This window comes from Micromonospora sp. CA-259024, assembly GCF_050936255.1.
GTDB lineage: Bacteria > Actinomycetota > Actinomycetes > Mycobacteriales > Micromonosporaceae > Micromonospora.
The window spans coordinates 1,136,489-1,160,455 of sequence record NZ_JBNJND010000001.1 but is presented as its reverse complement, the minus strand read 5'-3'; the positions used below and the strand labels follow the sequence as shown (position 1 = coordinate 1,160,455).

Sequence of the window (23,967 nt, the reverse complement as noted above, 5' to 3'; positions counted from 1 at the left end):
CTACGTCAGGTCCACGTGGTCTCGCCATGAGTGCTGAGGCTCGTAGCCCAGCACGCGCCGGGCCTTGTCGATGCTGAGCAGCGTCTCGTGCTCGCCGAGTTCCTTGCGGACCTCGACATCCGGGTAGACCTCGGCCATCAGGCCGGCACTGGACCTGGTCATGACGGTGTCGGCGTTGGCGATGATGAAGACATCGGCGCCGGGCTGGTCGTAGGCGAGCGCCCGCTCGACCGCCTGGGCCCCGTCGCGGGCGTCGATGTAACCCCACAGGTTCCACCGGCGCAGCTGCGGGTCGGCGTCGAACGAGGGGAACGGCGCGTAGTCCTCGACGTCCATCACGTTGGAGAACCGCAGGCCCACCATGACCAACTCCGGGTCCCACCGGCAGAAGTGCCGCGCCATCTCCTCCTCCAGCGCCTTGTTCAGCGAGTACGTCGACTCCGGCCGAGGCGCGTACTCCTCGTCGACGGGCGCGTACGGCGGCGGTGTGTCGAAGGGCAGCCCGAGCACCGTCTCACTCGACGCCCACACCACCCGCTTGACGCCGGCCGCCCGGGCCGCGGCGAAGACGTTGTACGTCGCGGCGGAGTTGTTCGCGAACGTGGTCGCGTTCGACATCAGGCCGGGTGCCGGCACCGCCGCCAGGTGCACGACCGCCTCGACCCCGCCCGCGTGCTCGTCGGCGCCGCCGGTGAACGCCTCCACCACCTGCCCGTAGTCGGTCAGGTCGACGAGGAGGAACTCGCCGTCGACATCGCGGGGGTCACGTCCGCCGACGCGGTCGACCGCGAGGACGTCGACGCCCACGGCGCGCAGGTGCGCGACCACGGCGCGACCAAGTTTGCCGGTGGCACCGGTGACGACGACGCGCTTGGGCAGTACGGGATCGGTCATGCTGACATCTTCTCCGGCGAGGCGCGATGCCCCGCACGCGGGTGCAGGCCGGTCCCCTCCGGCAGCGGAACAACCCCACGCCGGACACCACCACGCCGTTCACGCCGTACGCAGCCAGCCGAGGGTCTTCATCGTGGAAAGGCTGGTCGCCTTGAGGCCACCGGCGGAGACGGTCCAGAGCACTCCGTCGACCACCAGTGACCGGCGGATCGGCGTCAGATCCTCGGAACGCCCCGTGTTCAGCGTGTGGTCGACCGTGCCGACCTCGGTGAAGCCGCCGTCGCCGGCCCGCAGGGCCACCGCCACGTTGCTCGGCTGGCCCGTGCCGTGGACGGTCAGTGGGACCACGACCAGGCGTTCCGCCGGCCAGTAGAGGAACGCATGCGGGTCGAACTCTGCCTCGGAGTGCCCCTGCTTCACGTGATACTGGGCGACCCGGGTCGGCTGCGCCGGAGAGGAGACGTCGAAGAGCGAGAGCTGGGTGCCCTGGATACGGCCCTGGCCGGACGCCTCCTGCCCGACACCGAGCAGCCGTCCTTCGCCGGCCGGATGCAGGTACGCCGAATACCCGTTGATCTTCAGTTCGCCGGTCACCGTCGGCGCCCCCGGATCACGCAGATCGACGGTGTAGAGCGGGTCGGTCTGCCGGAAGGTGACGACGTACCCGGTGCCGGCGACGAACCGTACCGCGTAGATCCGTTCCCCCTTGCCCAGTCCGGTGACCTTGCCGACCTGGGTCAGCGCCGTGCCGTCGGCGCGCAGGACGTGCACGCTCGACGTCGAGTTCGGCCTGTCGCCCCAGGTACGGCCACTGGTGGTGGCCACTCTCAGGTGCCCGTCCCACTCGGACATGGCGTACTGGTTGATGAGCCAGCCCGGTACGGACGCGGTGGCGACGTACCGCGGGGCACCGGCGCCCGCGGTGTCGAACTGGTAGATCTCGGTGGTCTCGTCCCTGGGATCGGGTGCGACGTTCCCCGCGGTCAGCATTGGCAGCATCCGCCAGCGCTGATCGTTGGCGACGTACAGCCGGGGCCCGTTGCTGTAGACGGTGTCGCCGTCGGCGATGACGGTGACCGGGTCGCCAGCGCCGAGCGCGGCCGCACCGAGGTCGAAGCTGAGCACGGTCACCAGCGACGTGCCGGAGTAGACGGCCGGCCGGCTCACCCGTTCACAGCCGACCCGTCCGGCGCTGGTTCGCCCGCCGGAGGTGACCTCGTACCGGGGCAGCCAGTCGTCGGCGGTGGCGTTGTCGATGATCTCGCGGTTGGCGGTGGTGCGCTGCGCATCGGTGGCCCGTTCCCGGTACGGGAAGTTCAGCCGGGGCGCGGAGCGGACCACGACCCGGACCGTCGTGCCGACCTGGCGGGCGTCCACCAGATCGCCGTCGATCCGGTATTCGCCGATGATCTTCGGCTCGCCGGACAGGTCGACCATGATCAGCCGGGGGCCGACGATGCCGTCCGGCGCCGGGGCGTCCGCGACGCGCCCGCCTCCCTCGGGGACGGCCGGTTTCGCCCTCCCCGCCCACCCGTCGCGGCGCAGCACCAGCGCCCGGTCACCGTGCAGCAGCAGGCTGTCTTCGACCCCGCCGAACTGATCGGCACCCGGTGCCAGGTCCAGTTCTCCGGTCAACCGGCGGGTGGCCGGGTCGACCACGTACAGCTTGCCGTGCTGCACGGTGACGATCCGCTTGCCGTCGGTCTTGACCAGGTCCGGTTCATCGGCCCCGGCCTCGTGGGTGTTGGTGCCCGAGTAGCCGGGGGCGGCAGCTTTGGACGCCGTATCCGCCGCCCCCGCTGCGGCGGGAGCCCCAGCCTGTTCGGCGCGGCCGAAGGTACGGACGTCCCCGTTCGACCCGAACCCCCAGGGCCCGACGTACGCCCGGGCAGCCGTCTTCAGATGCCGCAGCGCCTCCGGGCAGGAGTCGAACGTGACGAGCCGGAACCCGCCGGCCGGCACTGCCCGGTCACGTGGCGGCGCGGGGACCGGCTCCGCCGTACAGCCGGTGACCAGCACCAGGCCGGCGACCAGGGCCAGTCCCATGACGCGAGCTGGAGTCATGACGCGGGGGACGCCAATGGCGGCCGTTGGATGGGACACGTGGGCGCTGCTACCCGTCATGGCCCATACGACGTGACTGCCCCGGGCTGGGTTCCCAGCCAGTTCCTGCCCACCCCGACCTCACCACCGTTCTGGCGCCTGCGCGACTACGGCACCGGCCGCTGGGCCGGCGGCACTACTCGCCTCCTGTCCTGGCATCAGAGCTTGGCCTCTCGAGCCCTGGATTTGTGCCTGCAGCGCCGCTGCTCCTGATGGTGAGGACCAGCTTGCCGGTAACGCGACCGCTGTCGGCGTACGCATGAGCGGCGGGGAGTTCCTCGAGTGTGTAGGTCCTGTCCACGTGGACCCGTAGTTGGCCGGTGTCCACGAGGTCGCGGATCCTGTCGAGTGGCCTGTCGATGCTCGTGCCGCCTAGCCAGCGGTACCGCATCCCGCGCCGGTGTGCCTCCGCATCGGTCAAGCCGGGCTCGAGCGCCGCGCCCAGGACCAACCCGCCCGGTCGCAGGCAGTCCAACGAGCGTCGTCCGTACGTTCCGCCGATGAGGTCGAGGACTACATCGACGTTGCGAGCCACCCGGGTGAAGTCCACCTGGGTGTAGTCGATCAACTCGTCCGCGCCCATTCCGCGGAGGAAGGTGTGTTTCTCCTGCCGGGCCGTGCCGGTTACGTGGGCGCCGCGGAGTTTGGCGAGTTGCACCGCCAGGTGTCCGACGCCTCCGGCTGCGGCGTGGATCAGGATCTGCTGTCTCGGTCGCAGGGTGGCGTAGTCGAAGATCGCGATCAGGGCTGTCTGCGCGGCGACGGGGAGAGCCGCCGCATGCACGTGATCCAACGTGGTGGGTTTCGCGGCGAGGCTCAGTTCGGGCACCGAGACGTACTCGGCGTACGTCCCGATGAAGTGGATGCCGTAGACCTCGTCGCCGGCCTTGAACCGGTGGGTTGAGGGGTGGGCGTTCATCACGGTGCCAGACAGGTCAGATCCCAGCGTGTGCGGTGGCGGCCCGAGTTCCGGCACTAGACCCTTGCGGATTTTGGTTTCGCCGTAATTCACGGATGCCGCGTGCACGCGGACCAGGACGTGTCCTGGTTTCGGTGTCGGTCGGGGGAGATGGACCAGGCGCAGTACTTCCGGTCCCCCGAAACGCTCCACTATGGCCGCCCGCATGAGCTTTGGATCCGAGGGCTCGCCCGGCACCGGTGCGGCCGGGTCGGTCATTCGTCGACTCCGTCCTGGGCGCGGGCTGCGGGCTGGTCGGTCAAGGCGGCTTCGGATCGGCGGTCCCGGCGCGCACCGATGCCGAGGAGCCCGACCGCGGCCACCGTGATGACGGCGGCAGCGACGATCGGCAGCGCACCGGCGTTCCAGATGTCGACGGTGAATCCACCGAATGCCGCGCCGGCGGCGATGCCGATGTTGAGCACGGCGATGCCGACGGCTCCCGCCGCCGCTTCCCGGCCGGGGGAGGCGATGCGCAGCAGGCGGGTCTGGAGTACCGGGGGGAGCAGCCCGATGAGTACGCCCCACAGCGCGATGACGATTATCGCCATGACCAGGTTCACGTCCAGCAGCGCCAGGGAGGCGGCACTACCGGCAAAGGCGGCGCTGACCCAGCCGAGTGCCTGACGCGGGAACCGGTCGGACAGCGGTCCGGAGACCGCGATGCCGATCAGACCGGCGAGTCCGAAGACGAGCAGCAGGGCGGTGCGGGCGGCGGCGGCGTACCCGCCGAACTGCTGAAGCAGGGGTGCGATGTAGGTATACAGCATGAAATGACCAGTCAGCACGAGGCCGCCAGCGAACGCGACGGCCAGTACGGCCCTCGTCGCGGGATCCCGACCCCCCTGCCGCGCGACGGGAATCGGCGAATCCTGCAGCGGCAGACTCCGCACGGCCAGTGACGCCGCCACCAGCAGTCCGGCCAGCAGAGCGAAGGACGCGCGCCATCCGACGCCTTCGCCGATGGCCGCGCCGAGCGGGATACCGATGATGCCGGCCAACGCCGGCCCCGCCAGCACCACCGAGACGGCTCGACCGAGGACCGCCGACGGGACAAGGGTGGCCACGGTCGGGACCAGTAGCGACCAGAACACGCCATGGGTACTGGCGGCGACCATCCGACTGGTGAGCGCCCAACCGTACGACGGTGCGAGGGCGGTGCCGGCCGTCGCCAGCGCCAATAGCAGCAGAAGAAACGGCACGAGGTGGCGGCGCGGTACCCGAGCCGTCAGGCGGGTCAAGGGGACGCTGGCGACGGCGATGGTGAGCGCCCACGCTGTGACGAGCAGGCCGGCGGTGGACTCCGTGACATCCAGGTCATCGCTGAGTCCTAGGAGCAGACTCGCGGGAAGCAGTTCGACGGTGACGGTGGCGAACGCTGCGGCGGACAGCACCAGCAGTGGCCACCATGGCAACTTGCGCGACGCGTCGGAGGGTGCCTCCGACAGTTGAGCGGTCATGCCGCGAACCGTAAAGTGTCACATCAGTGTGAGGGTCAAGGGAGGAAACGTGCGCATAGGCGAGTTGTCGAAGCGGAGCCTGGTCCCGGTTCGGATGCTGCGCTACTACGAGGAACGCGGACTGCTCTCCCCACAGCGCGGCACCAACGGGTACCGGGAGTACAGCGAGAGTGACGTCACAAGTCGTGCTCGTCAGCAGCCTCGTCCGGTCCGGACTTCCGACGAAGCTGATCATCCCGCTGCTGCGTAACCACCCCAGCGCGCAGAGCCCGAGCAGCGTGGACGCAAACCTCGAAGAGCTCTTCGCGGCCGAACTGGCGCGCCTCGACTGCAAGATGACATGCATGGGCCTGAGCCGGAGCGCGATCCAAGAACACCTCGAACGGATGCGGTCACCCGTCCACGCGTAGCCGCGTGGTGGTTCGTCGGCAGCAGAAACCCACACCACCGCCAACCGCTCGGCGTTGGAGGCCGAGAGTGTCCAGGACCACCGAGACGTCTGCGGGCTTGGGCGGGCCTCCCAAGGAGCCCTCGATGAAGCAGACCATGCTTGGGCACTGCGACGTGCGCACCACGATCGACGTGTACTTGGAGCCGTTCCGGTCGCTCGACGTGGAAGTGCTGCTGGAACAGGCCCGGGAGGAGTCGGTGGCCGGTCTGGTGACGGCGCTGGTGCGCGGCAACCCGCGGGTGCGCACCGACCCCCTCGCCTGCGACGCCCCACCGGGGGTGGCGCGGTGAGCCCCAGCGCGGCGCTGCCCGCGCCAGGCTACGAGCCGCCGGCCCGTCTGATCGACGGGGGCGGGCGGCTGGTGGTGCGGTTCTATCCGGAAGGCAGCGGCGTCCCGCACGACTTCGACCTGAGTGGCCCGGTGAAACAGGAACCCCTCGGGTGACCGAGGGAATCCCCGCCCTTCAGGGCGGTGGAGGATGTCAACATGCAGTCTGGTCCATCGGCAAGGTGGCCGGGCCTGGATCACCCCGGCTACCTTTTCCGGTCGCACCGCCGCGACGGCCCGGCGAGGCCGGCCAGGCCCAGGACACCTTGTCGGCAAGGATTGAATGATGGTTCAATCCTTGCGTGGCGTACCGAAGCACCGAGCGGGTGAAGGCTCGGCTGAGCGCCTCCCGGGAACGGATCATCGGCGCGGCGCTGGAAATCATGGCCGAGCACGGGTACGCCGGCTGCTCGGTCGCCGCCGTCGCCGAGCGGGCCGGCATGGCGACCGGCAGCCTCTACCGCCACTTCCCGACCAAGGCCGACCTGTTCGCCGAGGTATTCCGCGCGGCCTCCCAGCACGAGGTGGACGCGGTCGCGCGCGCCGCAGCGCTGGAGACCTCCGCCGCCGAGCAGATGGCCGCCGTCGTCGAGACGTTCTCCGGCCGCGCCCTGCAGTCCCCACGGTTGGCGTATGCCCTGCTCGCCGAGCCGGTCGACCCGGCGGTCGACGCCGAGCGGCTCGTCTTCCGCCGCGCGTACGCCGAACTGATCGCCGGGTACGTCGCGGCCGGTGTGACGAGCGGTGAACTACCCCCGCAAGATCCGGAGCTGACCGCGAACGCGCTGGTCGGCGCCCTGGCCGAGGCCATGGTCGGTCCGCTGGCCGCCGGGGTCGCCGGCCCGCAGACCATCCCCGCCCTGGTCGCCTTCATCCACCGCGCGCTGGGAGTATCGCCGTGACGACACACGAGGTCTTCAACCAGGTTCCCCCGCTCGCTGGCTACGACGCGGCGGACGACCCGGCACTGCTCGACGGGCTCGAGCGGGAGGGCGCCGGCTGGGCCGCCGCCGAGCTGCACGAGCTCGGCCGCCTGGGCGGCGCCGAGCAAGCCTTCGAGTACGGACGGCTGGCCAACGAGCATCCGCCGGTCCTACGCACCCACGACCGCTACGGCCACCGGATCGACGAGGTGGAGTTCCACCCCGCCTGGCACGAGCTGATGCGCACCGCGGTCACGCACGGCCTGCACGCCGCACCGTGGGCGGACGCCCGACCGGGCGCACACGTGGCCCGGGCAGCCAAGTTCTACACATGGCGGCCCGACGCCGGCCACGGCTGCCCGATCTCGATGACCTACGCAGCAGTGCCGGCGCTGCGGCACAACCCGGAGCTGGCCGCGCGGTACGAGCCGCTGCTCACCGCCACGACGTACGACTTCGGGCTGCGTCCGCCGCTGGCGAAGCAGGGGCTGCTGGCGGGCATGTCGATGACGGAGAAGCAGGGCGGCTCGGACGTGCGCGCCAACACCACCACCGCCCGCCCTGAGCCGGACGGAACCTACCGGCTCGTCGGGCACAAGTGGTTCACGTCGGCGCCGATGTGCGACATCTTCCTCACCGTCGCCCAGGCACCGGGCGGAATCACCTGCTTCCTCGTCCCGCGTGTCCTTCCCGACGGCACCCGCAACCCGATGCGGCTGATGCGCCTGAAGGACAAGCTCGGCAACCGGTCCAACGCCTCGGCGGAGGTGGAATACGAGCAGGCGGTCGCCTGGCGCGTCGGAGACGAGGGCCGTGGCGTGCGCACGATCATCGACATGGTCAACCTGACCCGCCTCGACTGCGTGATCGGCGCGGCGGCCGGGATGCGCCAAGGCGTGATCACCGCCGTCCACCACGCCACCCACCGGCAGACCTTCGGCCGGTACCTCATCGACCAGCCCCTGATGCGCAACGTGCTCGCCGACCTCACGGTCGAGTCCGAGGCCGCCACCATTCTCATGATGCGCCTCGCCGGAGCGACCGATCGATCCGCGCGCGGCGACGCCAGCGAGACCGCGTTCAAACGGCTCGCCCTCGCCGTCGGCAAGTACTGGGTCTGCAAGCGCTGGCCGGCACACGCCGCGGAGGCCCTCGAGTGCCTGGGCGGCAACGGCTACGTCGAGGAGTCGGGCATGCCGCGGCTGTTCCGCGAGTCGCCGCTGAACTCGATCTGGGAGGGCTCCGGCAACGTCGCCGCCCTGGACGTCCTGCGTGTTCTCGTCAAGGAACCCCAGGTCATGGAGGCGTTCCAGGCCGAGGTGGCCGCCTCTGCCGGCGCCGACGCACGGCTCGACGCCGCAGTCCGCCAGGTGCGGTCCGACCTGTCCGACCTCGACGACCTCGAACTGCGGGCGCGGCGCGTCGTCGAGCGGCTCGCCCTGGTGCTGCAGGGCTCGCTGCTGGTGCGGCACGGCCACCCCGCCGTCGCCGACGCCTTCTGCGCGTCCCGGCTCGCAGGCGACCACGGCCAGGCGTACGGCACCCTACCGACCGGTGTTGACTTCGCCGCGATCATCTCCCGCGCCACCGCGAAGGTGAGCTGACAGAAACCTCCCCGGTGGCCATCACCGTCCTCAGCGGTGTCGGCCACACCAGACGCGGCGGGGTGCCGGCTGGTCAGCCGGACGTCCGCCGCCGCCTCTCGGGACCCAGCGTCAGGTCGCCGGTCGAACGATGGCAAGGAACAGGGCCAGGGCGACGGCCTGGATGCCGGCCACGGTGATGATCAATGCGGTGATCGAGTAGTCGTAGAGGGCGCCGGTGAGCAGCCCACCGACCAGGGTCGCCCCGCCCAACCCGGCGGCGAAGATGCCGTAGGCGGTGCCCCGCCGAGCGGCGGGGACGATGTCGGCGATGGTCGCACGCATGGTGGATTCCTGGATGCCGAGCACGGCGCCCCAGGCCAGGACCCCGGCGACCGCGGTCGCCGGGGTGGTGGTGAAGGCCGCCAGCGGGATCAGAGCGGTCAGCACGGGTACGGCGGCCAGTACCCGGACGCCGGCCCGGTCGTACAGCCACCCGGAGGCCAGCGCGGCGAGCGCGTCGACGCCCATCGCGGCGGCGTACACGACCGGGACCACCGCCACGGGTACGACGTGCCGGGTGGCGAGGTGGAAGCTGAGCACACCGAAGGTGGCGTAGCCGGCCGTGGTCACCGCCGTGAACGCCAGATAGGTCCAGAACACGCGGGGTAGCCGGCCGCCCGGCGGGGCGGGCGGCGCGCCGGGTCGAGGGCCTGGTTCGAAGCGACGCGGGTCGGGCACGCCGGCGCGTAGCCACAGCAGCAGGAGCATCGCCGCCACGGCGGGTACAGCCAAGGCGAGGAACGCGGGCCGGTAGTTGTGGGCGGTCGCGGCCAGTACGGCGGCGACCAGCAGCGGCCCCGCCACGCCGCCGGCCTGGTCGAGCGCCTCATGGACGGCGAAGCCCTTGCCGCGGCCGACTGCCGCAGCGGCGTGCGAGAGCATGACATCCCTCGCCGGGCCGCGAATGGCCTTGCCGGCGCGATCCGCGACGAACAGCGCCGCAGCCAGCCACAGTGCGGTGGTCAGCCCGAGAGCGGGCACGGCGACCATGGTCACGGCATAGCCGACCAGGACGAGCGGCCAGTAGGCGCGGGTCCGGTCGGCGAGGGGTCCGGTGACCAACCGCCCGGCCAGGGCGGTCGCCTCGCCAGCTCCGGTGACCAGCCCGACGACGGTCGCGGATGCGCCGATGGTGGCCAGATAGGGGCCGATGACCGACCGGGCGCCCTCGTACACCACGTCCGACAGCAGGCTGACAACACCGAAGGCGGTCACGAACCGCCACGGCGTCCACCTGATGGTGAGCGCGGTGACTCTCACCCGTGCAGTCTGGCCTACCGGCAAGCTGGCCGGGCGTGGATCGGCAGCGGCGACCAGCGCCATAGTCAACAACTGCGGAAGTGCGCGGGCAGGCTCGGCTGTTGGTGTGCGCCAGAGCTCTGTCACGCCGAGGTGATCGCGGAACTCGCCGACTCGCCGGCGGCGTCGAGCCTCCGGTAGGAGGCCCGGCGGAGCTGTCTGGGTCGAGGTGGTCTGCCGACGAGCTGCTCAGCTGTTCTGTGGGAAGCCGAGGTTCACGCCGCCGTGCGACGGATCGAGCCACCTGCTGGTGACCACCTTGGCCCTGGTGAAGAAGTGCACGCCTTGCGGCCCGTACGCATGCGAGTCACCGAACAGTGAGTCCTTCCAACCACCGAACGAGTAGTACGAGACCGGAACCGGGATCGCCACGTTGACGCCGACCATGCCGACCTCGATTTCATTCTGGTACCGCCGTGCGGCGCCGCCGTCGTTGGTGAAGATGGCGGTGCCGTTGCCGTACGGGTTGGCGTTCACCACGTCGACCGCCGCGTCGTAGCTGGGGACCCGCACCACCGAGAGCACCGGACCGAAGATCTCGTCCGTGTAGATGGACATGTCCACGTCGACGTGGTCGAAGAGTGTCGGCCCCAGCCAGAAGCCGGCGTCGTCACCGTCGATCGCATGACCGCGTCCGTCGACCACCAGCTTCGCGCCCGCGGACCGACCCGCGTCCAGATATGACCGCACCCTGTCGCGGTGCGCCCCGGTGACCAAAGGTCCCATCTCGCAGCCCGGGCGGCGACCGTCGCCGACATGCACTCCGGCGATCCGCTCGCTGATCTTGCCGACCAGCTCATCGCCGACCGGATCCACCGCCACGACGACGGAGATCGCCATGCAGCGCTCACCGGCCGAGCCGAAACCGGCCGAGACGGCGGCGTCCGCGGCGAGGTCGAGGTCGGCGTCGGGCAGCACGACCATATGGTTCTTCGCGCCGCCGAGCGCCTGCACCCGCTTGCCGTTACGCGTTCCGGTCTCGTAGACGTACCGGGCGATCGGCGTCGACCCGACGAACGAGACCGCCTTGACCTCCGGATGCTCGAGGATCCGGTCGACCGCCTCCTTGTCGCCGTGCACGACGTTGAACACGCCATCCGGCAGCCCGGCCTCGGCGAAGAGCTCCGCCAGGAAGTTCGCCGCGGAGGGGTCCTTCTCGCTCGGCTTCAACACCACGGTGTTGCCGCAGGCGACGGCGTTGGGCACGAACCACAGCGGCACCATCGCCGGGAAGTTGAACGGGGAGATCACCCCGACCACGCCGAGCGGCTGCTGGATCGAGTACACGTCCACCTTGGTCGAGGCGTTCTCGCTGAATCCGCCCTTGAGCAGCTGCGGGATACCGCAGGCGAACTCCACCGCCTCCAGCGCACGCTGTATCTCGCCCGCCGCGTCGGAGAGCACCTTGCCGTGCTCGGCGGTGATGATCTCGGCGAGGTCGGACTTCCGGGCGTTGAGCAGTTCACGGAACGCGAACATCACGTTCGCCCGTTGGGCGAGGGAGGCGTTGCGCCACCGGGAGAAGGCTTCGCGGGCGGCGGTCACCGCCTCGTCGACGTCCGAGGCGCTGGCGAAATCGACCTGCCCGCCGACCTGACCCGTCGCGGGGTCGTACACGTCACCCGTGCGCTGGGCGATGCCGGTCCATGCCTTGCCGCCGATCCAGTGCGTGATCCTCATGCCGACACCGCCTCAATTGCCTCAGCGAGGATGCCCAGCGCCTCGTCGGCCTCGTCCTCGGTGAGCGTCATCGGCGGCGCCAGCCGGATCACGTTGCCGTGCAGGCCGCCCTTGCCGACCAGCAGTCCACGACTGCGCGCTTCCTCCAGCAGGGCGGCTGCGGCCGCGGGATTGGGTTCGCCGGCCGGGCCGACGAACTCGAGGGCGAGCATCAGACCCCTGCCGCGTACGTCGCCGACCACCGGATGCGTCGCAGCGACCGAGCGAAGGCCATTGATCAGGCGGTTTCCCAGCTTTGCCGCGTTCGCCTGCAGGTCATGGTCGAGGAGGTAGTTGAGGGTGGCAAGGGCCCCCACGGTGGAGATCGGGTTGCCACCGAAGGTGGAGATCGAGTTGGCCTGCAGGCAGTCCATGAGTTCCGCGCGCGCGACGACACCGCCGATCGCCAGACCATTGCCGAGTCCTTTGGCGAAGGTCATCGCGTCCGGCACGACGTCGTGCGCCTGGATGCCCCAGAAGTGCTCGCCGGTCCGGCCCCAACCGGTCTGGACCTCGTCGGAGACGAGCAGGACGCCGTACTCGTCGAGCACCTTTTTGAACTCGCGGAACAGGCCGTCGGGCGGGGAGGCGAAACCGCCCACGCCCTGGATCGGCTCGACGATCATGCACGCCACGTCGCCGGCGGTCCCGGTCTCGATCACCTCGCGCAGGTCGGCGACGCACGCCTTGACGTAATCGGCGTCCGACAGGTCCTTGAACGGGCTGCGGTACCGGTAGCCACCGTGAACCCAGCTCACCTTGATCGGGCTGAGCGCACTGGCCGACCAGCCGCGGATGCCGGTGATCGCGACGGTGGCGAACGCGCGCCCGTGGTACGAGTTGCGCAGCGCGAGCACCTGCCCGCTGCGGCGGTACTGCGTGGCGAGCATCAACGCGGTCTCGTTGGCCTCCGTACCCGAGTTCGTGAAGAACACCTTCGCGTCCGGGATCCCGGACAGGTGCGCTATCTTCTCGGCGAGCTCGACCTGCGACTCGATCAGGTACAGCGTCGAGGAGTGCAGCACGCCGGTGTCGAGCTGCGAGCGGACCGCGTCGCTGATCTCGGCCACGTCGTAGCCGATCGAGTTGGTGAGAATGCCGCCGAAGAAGTCGAGGTACGTGTGGCCCTCGCGATCGGTCACCCGGCGACCGTGCGCGCTAGCGATCTCAATCGGCTCCTCGTAGTAGAGGGCCAGCCACTTCGGCAGCACGGACCGGTGTCGATGCAGCAACTCCCGATGCGCCATCGCGTCCTCCGTATCTCGTACCTCAGCCGAGTGTCCCGAGACTTCGGTGCTCGCCGCCACCGACAACCTGTACGGGTCGGCATCGATGGCGCTACGTTGTGTGCAACCGCGCAGGGGAGGCGGCATGTACCCGACGGTCGCAGAAGCGGTGGCGCTGCCCGTGATCCGGCGCGGTCGGCCACGCGTCGTCGCGGGGTCCGCCGGCATGCAGCGGCCCGTCCGCTGGGTTCATGCGGCGGAGGTCGCCGACATCGCTCATCTGCTGCGCGGCGGCGAGCTCGTGCTGACCACCGGCATCGCGCTGCCGGACGAGGAAACGGCACTGACGGCGTACGTGGACGACCTGGCCGCGGTCGGCGCGGCGGGGCTCGTGGTGGAGTTGGTCCGGCGCTGGAGCGACCACGTGCCGGACGCGCTGGTGGCGGCTGCGGAACAACACAGGCTTCCATTGATCACGCTGGCCCGCGAGACCCAGTTCGTGTCGGTCACGGAGGCGGTCGTGGCGTTGATCGTGGACGCGCAGCTCGCCGAGCTGCGGGCGGCTGAGCAGGTGCACGAGACGTTCACCGCGCTCACGGTCGCCGGGGCGGAGCCAGCCGAGGTGTTGCGCGAGGTCGCGAGGATTTCCAGGCTGCCGGTCGTCCTGGAGACGCTGGGGCACGACGTGCTCGCGTACGACGCGGCCGGGCAGGACCCGATCGAGCTGCTGACCGACTGGGGGCAGCGATCCCGGTCTGTGGCGGTGTCCCAACGGACCGCCTACGACGAGGAAGCCGGCTGGCTGATCACCGCGGTCGGCGCGCAGGGCGCCGACTGGGGACGGCTGGTTCTGCTCTCGCCAGCCCCTCCCCCGCACAGGCACGTGGTGGTCGCGGAGCGGGCCGCGTCGGCACTGGCGGTGCACCGGCTCGTGGCGCGGGATCGGGAGAGCCTGGAGCGGCAGACGCACCGGATGCTGCTCGCGCAACTGCTCGGCCAGGCCCTGCCTCCCCCTGATCTGACCACCCGGGCGGCCGCGTTGGGCGTTGCGCTGGAGCGGCGGAAGCTGGTCGGGGTGGCGATCCGACCGGGGAGCATCACGCCGCGCGCCCCCGCACTGGCCTGGCAGGAGGTGTTGCGGGACCTCGCGGAGGCCACCGCGTTGGCCGCGCGACGGGTGAGTGTGCCGGCGTTGGTGGGCGTCGTGGACGACACCAGCGTGCGCGCGTTGTTGTCGTTGCCGGCGCAGGCGGAGGTCGATGCGATCCTGCGGCGGTTGGCCAGAGAAGTCCACCGCTCGGTGGCCAGTGCCGTGGTGGTGGCGGTCGGCACGACGGTGTCGCAGGTGTCCGATGTGCGGCGCAGTCTTGGCGAGGCCGCACACGTCGCCGGTGCCGCGCTCCGCTCCCCCGGCGCCCAGGTCTACCACCGGCTGGACGACGTGCGACTGCGTGGCCTGCTGCACCTGCTGCGCGAGGACGAGCGCGTCCGGGCCTTCGCTCACCGGGAGCTCGGGCCCCTGTTGGCCCGCGATGACAGCCAGGGCAGCCGGCTCGTGGAGCTGCTGCGCTGCTTCTGCGAGCAGGGCGGGAACAAGTCGGCGGCGGCCGGCGCCGCGCACCTGTCACGTACGGCCTACTACCAGCAGCTGTCGCGGATCGCGCAGGTGCTCGGGGTGTCGCTGGAGGACCCGGAGTCGATGTTGTCGTTATACGTGGCGCTGCTGGTGCACGAACTCGACGACGCGTGACGGGTCAAGGGTCCGGCAGAAGGCCCGAATCCATCCACCGAGGCGATTGACAGCTCCGTGCGGGCATGCCCGTGGACAGAGTGTGCCCCGATCATGGCAAGCGTGGACACTTTGCCGCTGCCCGTGGCGGGTCCGGGACACCCACCATTCCGAGATAAAGATCGTGCTGATCCGCCCCCACCCGCAGCACGCGCCGGTTGAACGGCCACTGTTGCGGCAGCGTGACAGGGAGGTGACCGATGGCCGTTGAACCCCTGCCCCCCGCCGAGACCACCGCGGTCGAGCCGGGCACACAGATCACCCATCCGGATGGCCGAGTCGAGCTGCGTGATTTCTCCACGATCGCCGACAGCCCGTACTTCAACGAAGAGCTCGCCCCGGTACCCATCGAGAAGCGCACCTGGACCACGTACAACTTCGCGGCGCTGTGGATCGGCATGGCGCACAACATCCCCACCTACCTGCTCGCCGCCGGGCTCATCCAGCTCGGCATGAACTGGGTGCAGGCGTTCCTCACGATCACGCTGGGCAATCTGCTCGTCCTGATCCCGATGCTGTTGAACAGCCACGCGGGCACGAAGTACGGGATCCCGTTCCCGGTCTTCGCCCGCGCGTTCTACGGAGTCCGCGGCGCGAACCTCCCGGCCCTGCTCCGCGCCTTCATCGCGTGCGGCTGGTTCGGCATCCAGACCTGGATCGGCGGCGAGGCGATCTACGCGATCGCCGGCAAGCTGCTCGGCTCCTGGTGGGTCGACGCGGCGACGGTGATGGACTACCCGTGGACCCTGTGGGCCTCGTTCTTCCTGTTCTGGGCGATCGAGATGGCAATCATCTGGCGGGGCATGGACACCCTGCGGCGCTTCGAGAACTGGGCCGCACCGTTCGTCATCGTGGTCGCCGTCGCCCTGCTGATCTGGGTGCTGGTCGAGGCGGGCGGGCTCGGCCCGATCCTGTCCGAGCCGTCGAAGCTGGGCTGGGGCGCCGACTTCTGGAAACTGTTCGCGCCGTCACTGATGGGGATGATCGCCTTCTGGGCGACGCTGTCGCTGAACATCCCCGACTTCACCCGGTTCGGCGGCAGTCAGCGGCAGCAGGCGTACGGCCAGATCCTCGGCCTGCCGACCACGATGTCGTTCTTCGCCATCCTGTCGATCATGATCACCTCGGGCACGGCCGTGATCTACGGTGAGGCGATCTGGGACCCCATCCAGCTCGCGGCCAAGTTCGAGAACCCGCTGGTCGTCGCACTCGGCCTGTTCACCGTCGTGGTCGCCACGCTGTCGGTGAACGTCGCGGCGAACACGGTCAGCCCGGCATACGACTTCTCCAACGCCGCACCCCGACTGGTGAGCTTCCGGACCGGGGGCCTGATCACCGGCGTGCTCGGCATCCTCATCCAGCCGTGGCGCCTGGTGCAGGACCCCAACATCTACATCTTCGTCTGGCTCGGGTTCTACGGCGGCCTGCTCGGCGCGGTCGCCGGCGTACTCATCGCCGGGTACTGGATCCGCCACCGCACCAGCCTCCAACTGCCGGCCCTCTACCGCCCCGAGGGCAGATACTGGTTCTCCGGCGGGTGGAACTGGGCCGCCATCGTCGCCACCGTCGTCGGCGCGGTCCTCGCAGTGGGTGGCGCCTACTCCGCACCCGGCAAGGGGCCGTTCCCGTCCGACGGGCTCATCCCGTTGCTCAAGCCGTTCTACGACTACAGCTGGGTGGTCGGTCTGATCGGCGGGTTCCTCGTCTACCTGGCGCTGTCGATGCCGCGCACCGCGCACGCGAAGGGGGCAAAATGAGCAACATCATCCGAGCCGGGCTGGTGCAGCAGAAGTGGACCGGCGACAAGGAGTCGATGATCGCCAACGCGGTCGAGGCCATCCGCACCGCCGCCTCCCAGGGCGCACAGGTGGTCTGCCTGCAGGAGTTGTTCTACGGCCCGTACTTCTGCCAGATCCAGGACGCGGACTACTACTCGTACACGGAGGCCATCCCGGACGGGCCGACGACCGCGCTGATGCGCGAGGTCGCCGAGCAGCACGGCGTGGTGCTGATCGTGCCGATGTACGAGCAGGAGCAACCCGGTGTCTACTACAACACCGCCGCGGTGATCGACGCCGACGGCACGTACCTCGGCAAGCACCGGAAGAACCACATTCCGCAGGTGAAGGGGTTCTGGGAGAAGTTCTACTTCCGGCCGGGGAACCTCGGCTATCCGGTGTTCGACACCGCCGTGGGGCGCATCGGCGTCTACATCTGCTACGAGCGGCACTTCCCCGAGGGCTGGCGGGCGCTCGGCCTAGCCGGTGCGAAGATCGTTTTCAACCCGTCGGCGACCAGCCGCGGCCTGTCGCAGTACCTGTGGCGGCTGGAGCAGCCCGCGGCCGCCGTCGCCAACGAGTACTACGTCGGCGCGATCAACCGGGTCGGCGTGGAACCGTTGGGCGACAACGACTTCTACGGCCAGTCGTACTTTGTGGACCCGCGCGGGCAACTGGTCGGCGACGCGGCGTCGGACACCGAAGAGGAGGTCGTCGTCCGCGACCTGGACATGGACAAGCTGGCCGAGGTCCGTGACCTGTGGGCCTTCTACCGCGACCGCCGTCCCGACACGTACGAATCGCTGGTGACGCCGTGAGCGTCGTCATCCGCAACGGAACAATCGTCAACGCCACCGGGGCGTACCCGGCGGACGTGCTGGTCGAGGGCGAGCGGATAGCGGCGCTCGCCGCGCCCGACTCGGGTCTGACCGAGCAGTGGGCGTCCGGTGCCGAACGCGTGATCGACGCCACCGGGAAGTACGTGGTGCCCGGCGGCATCGACGGCCACACCCACATGGAGATGCCGTTCGGCGGCACGTTCTCGGCGGACAATTTCGAGACCGGGACAATCGCGGCAGCCTGGGGCGGCACGACGACCATCGTCGATTTCGCCGTACAGGGCAAGGGCACGTCCGTGCTGTCCGCGCTGGACAAGTGGCACAGCAAGGCCGACGGCAACTGCGCGATCGACTACGGGTTCCACATGGTCATCTCAGACGTCAACGACACGTCTCTGAAGGAGATGGACGCCTGCATCGACGCGGGCGTCAACACGTTCAAGATGTTCATGGCCTATCCGGGGGTCTTCTACGCCACCGACGGGGAGATCCTGCGGGCAATGCAGAAGGCCCGGGACACCGGGTCAATGATCATGATGCACGCCGAGAACGGCATCGCCATCGACCAGCTCATCCTCCAGGCGCTGGCCAACGGTCAGACGGACCCGGTGCAGCACGGCCTGACCCGGCCGCCCGAGCTGGAAGGCGAGGCGACCTCGCGGGCGATCGCGCTGGCCAAGGTCACCGGCGCGCCGCTGTACATCGTGCACCTCTCCGCCGCGCACGCCCTGGACGCGGTCACCCAGGCCCGTGACACCGGGCAGAACGTGTTCGCCGAGACCTGCCCGCAGTACCTGTTCCTGTCGCTGGAGGATCTGGCCAAGCCCGACTTCGAGGGCGCGAAGTACGTCGCCTCTCCCCCGCTGCGCCCCAAGGAGCACCAGGCGGAACTGTGGCGGGGCCTGCGCACCAACGACCTGTCGCTGGTGTCCACCGACCACTGCCCCTTCTGCTTCAAAGACCAGAAGGAACTGGGCCGGGGAGACTTCTCCAAGATCCCGAACGGGATGCCCGGCGTCGAGCACCGGATGGACCTGCTCTATCAGGGCGTCGTGAAAGGCGAGATCACCCTGCCGCGCTGGGTGGAGATCAGCTCGACCACGCCCGCCAGGATGTTCGGGCTCTACCCGCGTAAGGGCGTCATCGCGCCGGGCGCCGACGCGGACATCACGGTGTACGACCCGACGGCCCAGCAGACCATCTCGGCCAGCACGCACCACATGAACGTGGACTACTCCGCGTACGAGGGCATGGAACTGACCGGAAAGGTCTCCACCGTGCTGTCCCGTGGTCGAGTCGTGGTCGACGACAACGCCTTCCACGGCGCGGCCGGGCACGGCAGGTTCCTCACGCGCGATCTCAGTCAGTACCTGATTTGAAAGGAGAAGCCGTGGACTTCGGTGTCGTACTCCAGACCGATCCGCCAGCGCGCGACGTCGTGGCCGGCCTCACCGCCGCCGAGGACAACGGGTTTCGCTACGGGTGGACGTTCGACTCCTGCGTACTGTGGCAGGAGCCGTTCGTCATCTACTCGCAGGTCCTCGCCGCAACCAAGCACCTGACCGTCGGGCCGATGGTGACCAACCCGAGCACCCGCGACTGGTCGGTCACCGCGTCGCTCTTCGCCACGCTCAACGACATGTTCGGCAACCGCACGGTGTGCGGGATCGGCCGTGGCGACTCGGCCCGGCGGGTCATCGGCCAGCCGCCGGCGAGCCTGGCCACGCTGAAAGAAGCGATGCATGTGATCAAAGAGCTGGCCGAAGGCAACGAGGTCGAACACCACGGCACGCCGGTGCGCATCCCGTGGGTGCGTGACGGCAGGCTGGAGATCTGGATGGCCGCCTACGGCCCGAAAGCGCTGCGGCTGGTCGGCGAGCAGGCCGACGGCTTCATCCTGCAGACGGCCGATCCCGACATCGCCCGCTGGACGATCGGCTCGGTACGCGATGCGGCCACCGCAGCAGGTCGAGATCCCGACTCGATCACGATGTGCGTGGCCGCGCCGGCTTACGTGGGCACCAACCTCGCGCACCAACGGGATCAGCTGCGCTGGTTCGGCGGCATGGTCGGCAACCACGTCGCCGATCTGGTCGCCCGCTACGGTGATTCCGGGGTCGTACCGAAGGCGCTCACCGACTACATCAGGGGGCGCGAGGGCTACGACTATGCACACCACGGCCGCGCCGGCAATCCGTCCACCGACTTCGTACCCGATGAGATCGTCGACCGGTTCTGCCTCGTCGGCCCCGAGTCAGCCCATGTCGACCGGCTGCAGGAGCTCAAGGAGATCGGGGTGCACAACTTCGCCCTCTACCTCATGCATGACGACAAGGAGAAGACCCTCTCCTCGTACGGCAAGAACGTCATCACGCAGGTCTGATCCGGGCCACTCGACGTACGTCTCGCCGTACCGCCCCGACCTGCGCGGACGCCAGCTCCGCTGCTGGTGCGTGCCGGAGCGCTGCCACGCCGAGGTTATCGCCGAACTCGCCGACTCGCTGCCAACGTCGAGCCATCGGTAGGAAGCCCGGCGGAAGTCTGCCTAGTGGACGTGGTCTGCATCGGGCACGGTGTCGAGATAGAGGAAGTCGGTCACGCCGATCACCCCGACGAGCTGACGGACGACCGGCGGCATGTCCCGGCGGGTGGGGTCGTGCACGAGGCGGGGACGGGTGAGGGGCACTCGCCGGCCGCGGACCTCCAGCTCACAGCCGCTGGCCGCCAGTACGTTTCTCGCCCAGTCAGTGACCCCGTAGGTCAGCGCGGCGACGTAACCGTCATACGTCCGGAAGATATTGATCGGCGTCCGGTACTCGCGACCAGAGCGGCGGCCCCGATGGATGATGACGCCGAAAGCGGGCAGCCGCCCGGCCAGCGGACCGGTTACGCGGTTGGTGACGACCCGGTTGAACCTCGCCAACCGTCTGGGTAACACCATGGCCACCATGTTCCCCCAAGCGCGACCGAAGCGTCGGCCGACACCTCGATCGCTGCACTGGTTCTGCTACCCGCCGACCGAGCGGCATGGTGCTGCCAGGATTCCAGGACGCCACATTCACGCGCCCTTGGCCGGGCGCAACCGGCTACGGATCTGGCTCAACGACCTCGCGGCCTGCCAGGCGCACCTGGACCGGATTGGGCGCGGCGGCCACCCCGACAACTGCGGCCTGACGTACATCGACGCCGAGCTGCTCGCCGCGGCGGTGAGCGGGGTCGACTCAGGAGGTTGCTCGACCCATCTCGGCGAGGATCCCGGTGCCCTGGCCGAGCTCGATCAGGTAGCCGTCCGGATCACGCAGGTAGCACCGGATCTCGACGCCATGGTCCTTCGGCTCGGTCAGGAACTCCCCACCCCGTGACCGCCACTGCTGATAGACCGCCCGGACGTCGGTGACCCGGACGTTCATCGCGCTGCTGAGCGTCCGCGAATCCGGCGGCGCCTGTGCCTGCACACCCGGCTTGTCGTCGGTCGGGCCACCCTCGTCGTTGATCACGATGTAGCTGTTGTGGAACCGCAGGATCGCCGGCTGGCGTTCCCGCACGACCGTCGCCCCCAGCACCCGCTGGTAGAACTCCCGGGATCGGTCCACATCCCGCACGATCAGCAGGTGCGTGAGCACCAGCCCAGCCTCCGGCTGGAAATAGTCGGGCGCCTCGCTCGCCATCACGCCTCCCCGGGTCCCATCGGCAGGGCGTACCCGCGTGCGCCGCCGGCACACCGACCAGCTCGACGACGTCCGGCCACAACGAGTCACCATGGCCGGTGTCAGCTGTTACCGTCGGGCCTGTGCCCGCCGACGAAATCCGGCATCGGGTCCGGTCGGCCAGGGTGGCCCGGCTGGCCACCGTCGGAGCGGATGGGCGTCCCCACCTGGTGCCCGTGTGCTTCGTGCTGCTCGACGACGTGATCTACCACGCGGTGGACGAGAAGCCCAAACGCCACCGACGGCTGCGCCGGCTGGAGAACATCCAGGCGACGAGGCACGCCTGCCTGCTGGTCGACGAGTACGACGAGGACTGGTCGCGGCTGTGGTGGGTCCGCCTGGACGGGCACGGCCGGCTGGTGCAGGACCGCGCGGAGGAGACGGCGGCCCGCGCGGCGCTGGCCGACAAGTACCCGCAGTACGTCCAGCGGCCACCAGCCGGGCCGGTGGTCGCGATCCGGGTGACCGGCTGGTCGGCGTGGACTGCGGCGGACGCGGCAGCCGACCCGGCCGGGTGAGCGCCGGTCAGAGTGTCAGCGGGTCGGAGCGAGGGCGTCGAGCACCTCGTCAGCCCGCCGCAGCGACGCCTGCGCGTCGGCGCGGGGTGAGCCGATCTCCGGATCGAAGTTGAGGTCGACGAACAATTCCGTGATGCCGGCTTCGGCAAGTCTGCCGAGATCCGACCGGATCTGCTCAAGCGTGCCGGTGAGCGGCTCACGCTCGGGCGGGCCCGTCGGCCGTACGCGGACCGCGCCGCGGCAGACGAATCGCAGTGAGCGAGGATCGCGGCCGGCCTCCGCAGCGGCGGCCTTGACGGTCGCGACCGCCTCGCCGATGCCCGTCAGGTCCGCCTGGCTGCCACTGACCCAGCCGTCGGCGAGCCGGCCGGCCCGGCGCAGCGCGGCGGGCGCCTGGCCGCCGAGCAGAATCGGCGGGTGTGGCCGCTGCACGGGTTTCGGCTCCAGACGCGTCGGCGGAACCTGGTAGAACTCCCCGCGATGCTCGGCGACGTCGTCCTGCCAGAGGGCACGGAGAACGGCGAGGAACTCCTCGGCGCGCTGACCCCGCCGATGCTTGCTCACCCCCGTCGCCTGATACTCCTCATCCGCCCAGCCGAGGCCGAGTCCCACGTCGAGTCGTCCGCCGGCGAGGATGTCGAGGGTCGCGGTCTGCTTGGCCAGCAGCACCGGAGAGATGAACGGCATGTTGAGCACCGCGACGCCGAGCCGGATCCGCGTGGTGTGGGCCGCCAGGAACGCCAGCGTGGTCAGCGGGTCCTGGACGCTGTGGTACGTCTCGCTCCAACCGAGGTCGGCGGGAACCAGGAGCCGCTGGAACGTCCAGAGCGAGTGGTATCCGAGCTGCTCGGCGCGGCGGGCGACATGGACCATGCTTGCCGGTGTGGCCCATGAGCCGGAGACGGGCGGGGCGAATCCAACCTCCACCCGCGCACCGTTCCCGGATCGGGCCAGGACATGCCTCGGTTCAGGCCCCGACGCCACGGCCCACCGAGGTCTTCGGGACTCACCGCCTTGTTCTCTCTCCTGCAGTTGCGCGTGCTACCCGGGGCGCTGCCCGCCACCGGCACCCACCGGTTCGATCACCTGCCGGAACTCCTTCGGAAGCTGGGCAACCGCGTCCTCGAACTGGTCACGGGAAACAGCCTCACGGAGCGTGGTGAGCACCGCGCCGACCCCGGCAGCGGCGAGCGCACGGTCAACGGCCGGGCGGTCCGCCACCCGCCGCACGAACTCTTCGAGCCCGAACGACTGGGCATGTTCCTGCCTTCTATGCGGTGGCGGTTTGCGCAGGTGATCGTCAAGCCCATCGGGAAGCTGGTAGGCAAGGTTCTCGGCCTGGCCGGCGCTGATCCGATCTGCCAATGTCTGCAACGTGGCGCGGGTGAGTGTCACCGCCTGATCGGTCGGCACCTTCGCCCGCGTGGCCACTGCATCGATGAAATCCTGGTATTCCACCTGATTCTCCTCTCCGGCCCGATTGCCGTCGAATCGCCAGTCACAAGTCCCCGACCTCAATGCGCCGCGATCGCACATCTCACCTCTCGGGTGCCGAGCGAACTGGTACCTCGACAGCCTCCTGAGACAGGGGGTGACCCTGCCTCACCCCCATCGGGCGAATCACCAGGGCTGGGGCGGTAAGAGTCCCGATCCCGAGACCGAACGGCGGCTGCTCCGCGAGCACCGCTACGACTCCTGCCGACCAGCAGCCTCTCGCCCCCATGATCATGCTCACGATGATGGTCTTCGGTGGACTGCGAGGCGCGGCGACCCCTCGACCACCCCCACCCCTGAGGCGAAACGACGGACCGTACACCTGCCCCGCCACGATCCTCATCCCGCGGCGATCGGGCCGGCACATGCGTAACGTGCAGGGGTAACCCTGATGCGAAGAGGAGACTTCATGTCCAAGCCACCGCTTCCCGAGGCCGCGGTCGCCATGTTGCAGAAGCCGAACCCCGCCGTCATGACCACACTTCGCAACGGTGGTCAGCCGGTGTCCGCCGCTACGTGGTACCTGTGGGACGACGGTCGGATCCTGGTGAACATGGACGCGAGCCGCCGCCGGTTGGAGCACGTTCGAAACGACCCCCGAGTGTCCCTCACCGTGCTCGACGAGGCCGGCTGGTACACGCACGTCAGCGTCATCGGGCACGTCGCGGAACTGCGCGCGGACGAGGACCTCGCGGACATCGACCGGCTGTCCCAGCACTACACCGGGAACGCGTACCCACGACGGGAGCGCGCTCGGGTCAGTGCCCTGATCGAGATCGACCGCTGGCACGGCTGGGGCTCACTCAAGGACAACAGCCAGGTCGGCTGACGCGGA

Annotated in this window: 26 protein-coding genes; 15 read left to right on the top strand and 11 right to left on the bottom strand. The window is 69.5% G+C overall.

From position 1 onward, the window contains the following. From ACQEUX_RS04735 to ACQEUX_RS04720, 4 genes are all read right to left on the bottom strand, one after another. A complete protein-coding gene (locus ACQEUX_RS04735; protein ID WP_433041659.1) occupies nt 1-894 on the bottom strand; it encodes an NAD-dependent epimerase/dehydratase family protein in 894 nt (297 codons plus the stop codon). Nucleotides 895-993: 99 nt separating this feature from the next. After that, complete coding sequence (locus ACQEUX_RS04730; protein WP_433041656.1) at nt 994-2,940, bottom strand: beta-propeller domain-containing protein; 1,947 nt, start codon at nt 2,938-2,940, stop codon at nt 994-996. Between the two features lie 193 nt (nt 2,941-3,133). Next, nucleotides 3,134-4,174, bottom strand: a complete 1,041-nt coding sequence (locus ACQEUX_RS04725; RefSeq protein ID WP_433041653.1) for an NADP-dependent oxidoreductase — start codon at nt 4,172-4,174, stop codon at nt 3,134-3,136. Beyond that, the gene (locus ACQEUX_RS04720) at nt 4,171-5,415 is read right to left on the bottom strand and encodes an MFS transporter (protein ID WP_433041650.1); all 1,245 of its coding nucleotides are present in this window, start codon (nt 5,413-5,415) and stop codon (nt 4,171-4,173) included. Before ACQEUX_RS04720 ends, ACQEUX_RS04725 begins: the two co-directional genes overlap by 4 nt. Here ACQEUX_RS04720 and ACQEUX_RS04715 point away from each other — a divergent pair. From ACQEUX_RS04715 to ACQEUX_RS04690, 6 genes are all read left to right on the top strand, one after another. After that, a complete protein-coding gene (locus ACQEUX_RS04715; RefSeq protein WP_433041647.1) occupies nt 5,414-5,665 on the top strand; it encodes a MerR family DNA-binding transcriptional regulator in 252 nt (83 codons plus the stop codon). The two genes, ACQEUX_RS04720 and ACQEUX_RS04715, sit on opposite strands and share 2 nt — an antisense overlap. Next, nucleotides 5,586-5,825, top strand: coding sequence for a hypothetical protein (locus tag ACQEUX_RS04710; RefSeq protein WP_433049999.1), 240 nt, complete (start codon nt 5,586-5,588; stop codon nt 5,823-5,825). The genes ACQEUX_RS04715 and ACQEUX_RS04710 overlap by 80 nt, the downstream gene beginning before the upstream one ends. Before the next feature lie 124 nt (nt 5,826-5,949). Beyond that, nucleotides 5,950-6,156: a hypothetical protein gene (locus ACQEUX_RS04705; RefSeq protein WP_433041644.1), complete on the top strand. Its 207-nt coding sequence runs from the start codon at nt 5,950-5,952 to the stop codon at nt 6,154-6,156. Next, the gene (locus ACQEUX_RS04700; protein ID WP_433041641.1) at nt 6,153-6,311 is read left to right on the top strand and encodes a hypothetical protein; all 159 of its coding nucleotides are present in this window, start codon (nt 6,153-6,155) and stop codon (nt 6,309-6,311) included. The genes ACQEUX_RS04705 and ACQEUX_RS04700 overlap by 4 nt, the downstream gene beginning before the upstream one ends. A 185-nt stretch (nt 6,312-6,496) precedes the next feature. Continuing rightward, nucleotides 6,497-7,096 (top strand): TetR/AcrR family transcriptional regulator, encoded by a 600-nt coding sequence (locus ACQEUX_RS04695; RefSeq protein WP_433041638.1) that lies wholly within the window; start codon nt 6,497-6,499, stop codon nt 7,094-7,096. Then, a complete protein-coding gene (locus ACQEUX_RS04690) occupies nt 7,093-8,721 on the top strand; it encodes an isovaleryl-CoA dehydrogenase (RefSeq protein ID WP_433041635.1) in 1,629 nt (542 codons plus the stop codon). The genes ACQEUX_RS04695 and ACQEUX_RS04690 overlap by 4 nt, the downstream gene beginning before the upstream one ends. A 111-nt stretch (nt 8,722-8,832) precedes the next feature. On the opposite strand, the gene ACQEUX_RS04685 is transcribed toward ACQEUX_RS04690, so the two are convergent. Further along, on the bottom strand, nt 8,833-10,023 hold the full coding sequence (locus ACQEUX_RS04685) for an MFS transporter (protein WP_433041632.1): 1,191 nt from the start codon (nt 10,021-10,023) through the stop codon (nt 8,833-8,835). Between ACQEUX_RS04685 and ACQEUX_RS04680 the strand changes: the two genes are divergently transcribed. Beyond that, nucleotides 9,904-10,203 (top strand): DUF4326 domain-containing protein, encoded by a 300-nt coding sequence (locus ACQEUX_RS04680; protein ID WP_433049599.1) that lies wholly within the window; start codon nt 9,904-9,906, stop codon nt 10,201-10,203. The two genes, ACQEUX_RS04685 and ACQEUX_RS04680, sit on opposite strands and share 120 nt — an antisense overlap. A gap of 48 nt (nt 10,204-10,251) precedes the next feature. Here ACQEUX_RS04680 and ACQEUX_RS04675 read toward each other — a convergent pair whose 3' ends face one another. Both ACQEUX_RS04675 and ACQEUX_RS04670 read right to left on the bottom strand, forming a co-directional pair. Further along, nucleotides 10,252-11,742, bottom strand: coding sequence for a CoA-acylating methylmalonate-semialdehyde dehydrogenase (locus ACQEUX_RS04675; protein ID WP_433041629.1), 1,491 nt, complete (start codon nt 11,740-11,742; stop codon nt 10,252-10,254). Next, complete coding sequence (locus ACQEUX_RS04670) at nt 11,739-13,028, bottom strand: aspartate aminotransferase family protein (protein WP_433041626.1); 1,290 nt, start codon at nt 13,026-13,028, stop codon at nt 11,739-11,741. Before ACQEUX_RS04670 ends, ACQEUX_RS04675 begins: the two co-directional genes overlap by 4 nt. 124 nt (nt 13,029-13,152) lie before the next feature. Here ACQEUX_RS04670 and ACQEUX_RS04665 point away from each other — a divergent pair, with 124 nt between their 5' ends. The 6 genes from ACQEUX_RS04665 to ACQEUX_RS04640 all read left to right on the top strand — a co-directional run bounded on the left by ACQEUX_RS04665 (nt 13,153) and on the right by ACQEUX_RS04640 (nt 19,938). Beyond that, entirely contained in the window at nt 13,153-14,757 is a 1,605-nt protein-coding gene (locus ACQEUX_RS04665) for a PucR family transcriptional regulator (RefSeq protein WP_433041624.1), read from the top strand. 239 nt (nt 14,758-14,996) lie between these two features. After that, nucleotides 14,997-16,553, top strand: a complete 1,557-nt coding sequence (locus ACQEUX_RS04660) for an NCS1 family nucleobase:cation symporter-1 (RefSeq protein ID WP_433041621.1) — start codon at nt 14,997-14,999, stop codon at nt 16,551-16,553. Then, nucleotides 16,550-17,392, top strand: coding sequence for a nitrilase-related carbon-nitrogen hydrolase (locus tag ACQEUX_RS04655; protein ID WP_433041618.1), 843 nt, complete (start codon nt 16,550-16,552; stop codon nt 17,390-17,392). Before ACQEUX_RS04660 ends, ACQEUX_RS04655 begins: the two co-directional genes overlap by 4 nt. Beyond that, nucleotides 17,389-18,792 carry a dihydropyrimidinase gene (gene hydA, locus ACQEUX_RS04650; protein ID WP_433041615.1) on the top strand — a complete coding sequence of 468 codons (1,404 nt, stop codon included), beginning with the start codon at nt 17,389-17,391 and terminating at the stop codon, nt 18,790-18,792. Before ACQEUX_RS04655 ends, hydA begins: the two co-directional genes overlap by 4 nt. Before the next feature lie 11 nt (nt 18,793-18,803). Further along, nucleotides 18,804-19,796: a TIGR03842 family LLM class F420-dependent oxidoreductase gene (locus ACQEUX_RS04645; protein WP_433041612.1), complete on the top strand. Its 993-nt coding sequence runs from the start codon at nt 18,804-18,806 to the stop codon at nt 19,794-19,796. Then, nucleotides 19,738-19,938, top strand: coding sequence for a DUF4326 domain-containing protein (locus ACQEUX_RS04640; protein ID WP_433041609.1), 201 nt, complete (start codon nt 19,738-19,740; stop codon nt 19,936-19,938). The genes ACQEUX_RS04645 and ACQEUX_RS04640 overlap by 59 nt, the downstream gene beginning before the upstream one ends. 20 nt (nt 19,939-19,958) lie before the next feature. Here ACQEUX_RS04640 and ACQEUX_RS04635 read toward each other — a convergent pair whose 3' ends face one another. After that, nucleotides 19,959-20,354 (bottom strand): hypothetical protein, encoded by a 396-nt coding sequence (locus tag ACQEUX_RS04635; RefSeq protein ID WP_433041606.1) that lies wholly within the window; start codon nt 20,352-20,354, stop codon nt 19,959-19,961. Between the two features lie 280 nt (nt 20,355-20,634). After that, entirely contained in the window at nt 20,635-21,081 is a 447-nt protein-coding gene (locus tag ACQEUX_RS04630; protein WP_433041603.1) for a VOC family protein, read from the bottom strand. A 122-nt stretch (nt 21,082-21,203) separates the two neighbouring features. Here ACQEUX_RS04630 and ACQEUX_RS04625 point away from each other — a divergent pair, with 122 nt between their 5' ends. Then, nucleotides 21,204-21,638, top strand: a complete 435-nt coding sequence (locus ACQEUX_RS04625) for a TIGR03668 family PPOX class F420-dependent oxidoreductase (protein WP_433041600.1) — start codon at nt 21,204-21,206, stop codon at nt 21,636-21,638. Nucleotides 21,639-21,653: 15 nt separating this feature from the next. On the opposite strand, the gene ACQEUX_RS04620 is transcribed toward ACQEUX_RS04625, so the two are convergent. Further along, complete coding sequence (locus tag ACQEUX_RS04620) at nt 21,654-22,565, bottom strand: TIGR03619 family F420-dependent LLM class oxidoreductase (RefSeq protein ID WP_433041597.1); 912 nt, start codon at nt 22,563-22,565, stop codon at nt 21,654-21,656. A 114-nt stretch (nt 22,566-22,679) separates the two neighbouring features. Further along, the gene (locus tag ACQEUX_RS04615; RefSeq protein ID WP_433041594.1) at nt 22,680-23,096 is read right to left on the bottom strand and encodes a DUF2267 domain-containing protein; all 417 of its coding nucleotides are present in this window, start codon (nt 23,094-23,096) and stop codon (nt 22,680-22,682) included. Between the two features lie 445 nt (nt 23,097-23,541). On the opposite strand from ACQEUX_RS04615, the gene ACQEUX_RS04610 reads away from it, so the two are divergent. Further along, nucleotides 23,542-23,961 (top strand): PPOX class F420-dependent oxidoreductase, encoded by a 420-nt coding sequence (locus tag ACQEUX_RS04610; protein ID WP_433041591.1) that lies wholly within the window; start codon nt 23,542-23,544, stop codon nt 23,959-23,961. Nucleotides 23,962-23,967 lie beyond the last annotated feature (6 nt).

Coding starts and splice junctions, on each gene's coding strand:
- ACQEUX_RS04675 (WP_433041629.1), bottom strand. CDS start 11,742: ATGAGGATCACGCACTGGATCGGCGGCAAGGCATGGACCGGCATCGCC.
- ACQEUX_RS04640 (WP_433041609.1), top strand. CDS start 19,738: ATGACGACAAGGAGAAGACCCTCTCCTCGTACGGCAAGAACGTCATCA.
- ACQEUX_RS04660 (WP_433041621.1), top strand. CDS start 14,997: ATGGCCGTTGAACCCCTGCCCCCCGCCGAGACCACCGCGGTCGAGCCG.
- ACQEUX_RS04715 (WP_433041647.1), top strand. CDS start 5,414: ATGCCGCGAACCGTAAAGTGTCACATCAGTGTGAGGGTCAAGGGAGGA.
- ACQEUX_RS04665 (WP_433041624.1), top strand. CDS start 13,153: ATGTACCCGACGGTCGCAGAAGCGGTGGCGCTGCCCGTGATCCGGCGC.
- ACQEUX_RS04735 (WP_433041659.1), bottom strand. CDS start 894: ATGACCGATCCCGTACTGCCCAAGCGCGTCGTCGTCACCGGTGCCACC.
- ACQEUX_RS04720 (WP_433041650.1), bottom strand. CDS start 5,415: ATGACCGCTCAACTGTCGGAGGCACCCTCCGACGCGTCGCGCAAGTTG.
- ACQEUX_RS04725 (WP_433041653.1), bottom strand. CDS start 4,174: ATGACCGACCCGGCCGCACCGGTGCCGGGCGAGCCCTCGGATCCAAAG.
- ACQEUX_RS04730 (WP_433041656.1), bottom strand. CDS start 2,940: ATGGGACTGGCCCTGGTCGCCGGCCTGGTGCTGGTCACCGGCTGTACG.
- ACQEUX_RS04630 (WP_433041603.1), bottom strand. CDS start 21,081: ATGGCGAGCGAGGCGCCCGACTATTTCCAGCCGGAGGCTGGGCTGGTG.
- ACQEUX_RS04655 (WP_433041618.1), top strand. CDS start 16,550: ATGAGCAACATCATCCGAGCCGGGCTGGTGCAGCAGAAGTGGACCGGC.
- ACQEUX_RS04670 (WP_433041626.1), bottom strand. CDS start 13,028: ATGGCGCATCGGGAGTTGCTGCATCGACACCGGTCCGTGCTGCCGAAG.
- ACQEUX_RS04610 (WP_433041591.1), top strand. CDS start 23,542: ATGTCCAAGCCACCGCTTCCCGAGGCCGCGGTCGCCATGTTGCAGAAG.
- ACQEUX_RS04705 (WP_433041644.1), top strand. CDS start 5,950: ATGAAGCAGACCATGCTTGGGCACTGCGACGTGCGCACCACGATCGAC.
- ACQEUX_RS04635 (WP_433041606.1), bottom strand. CDS start 20,354: ATGGTGTTACCCAGACGGTTGGCGAGGTTCAACCGGGTCGTCACCAAC.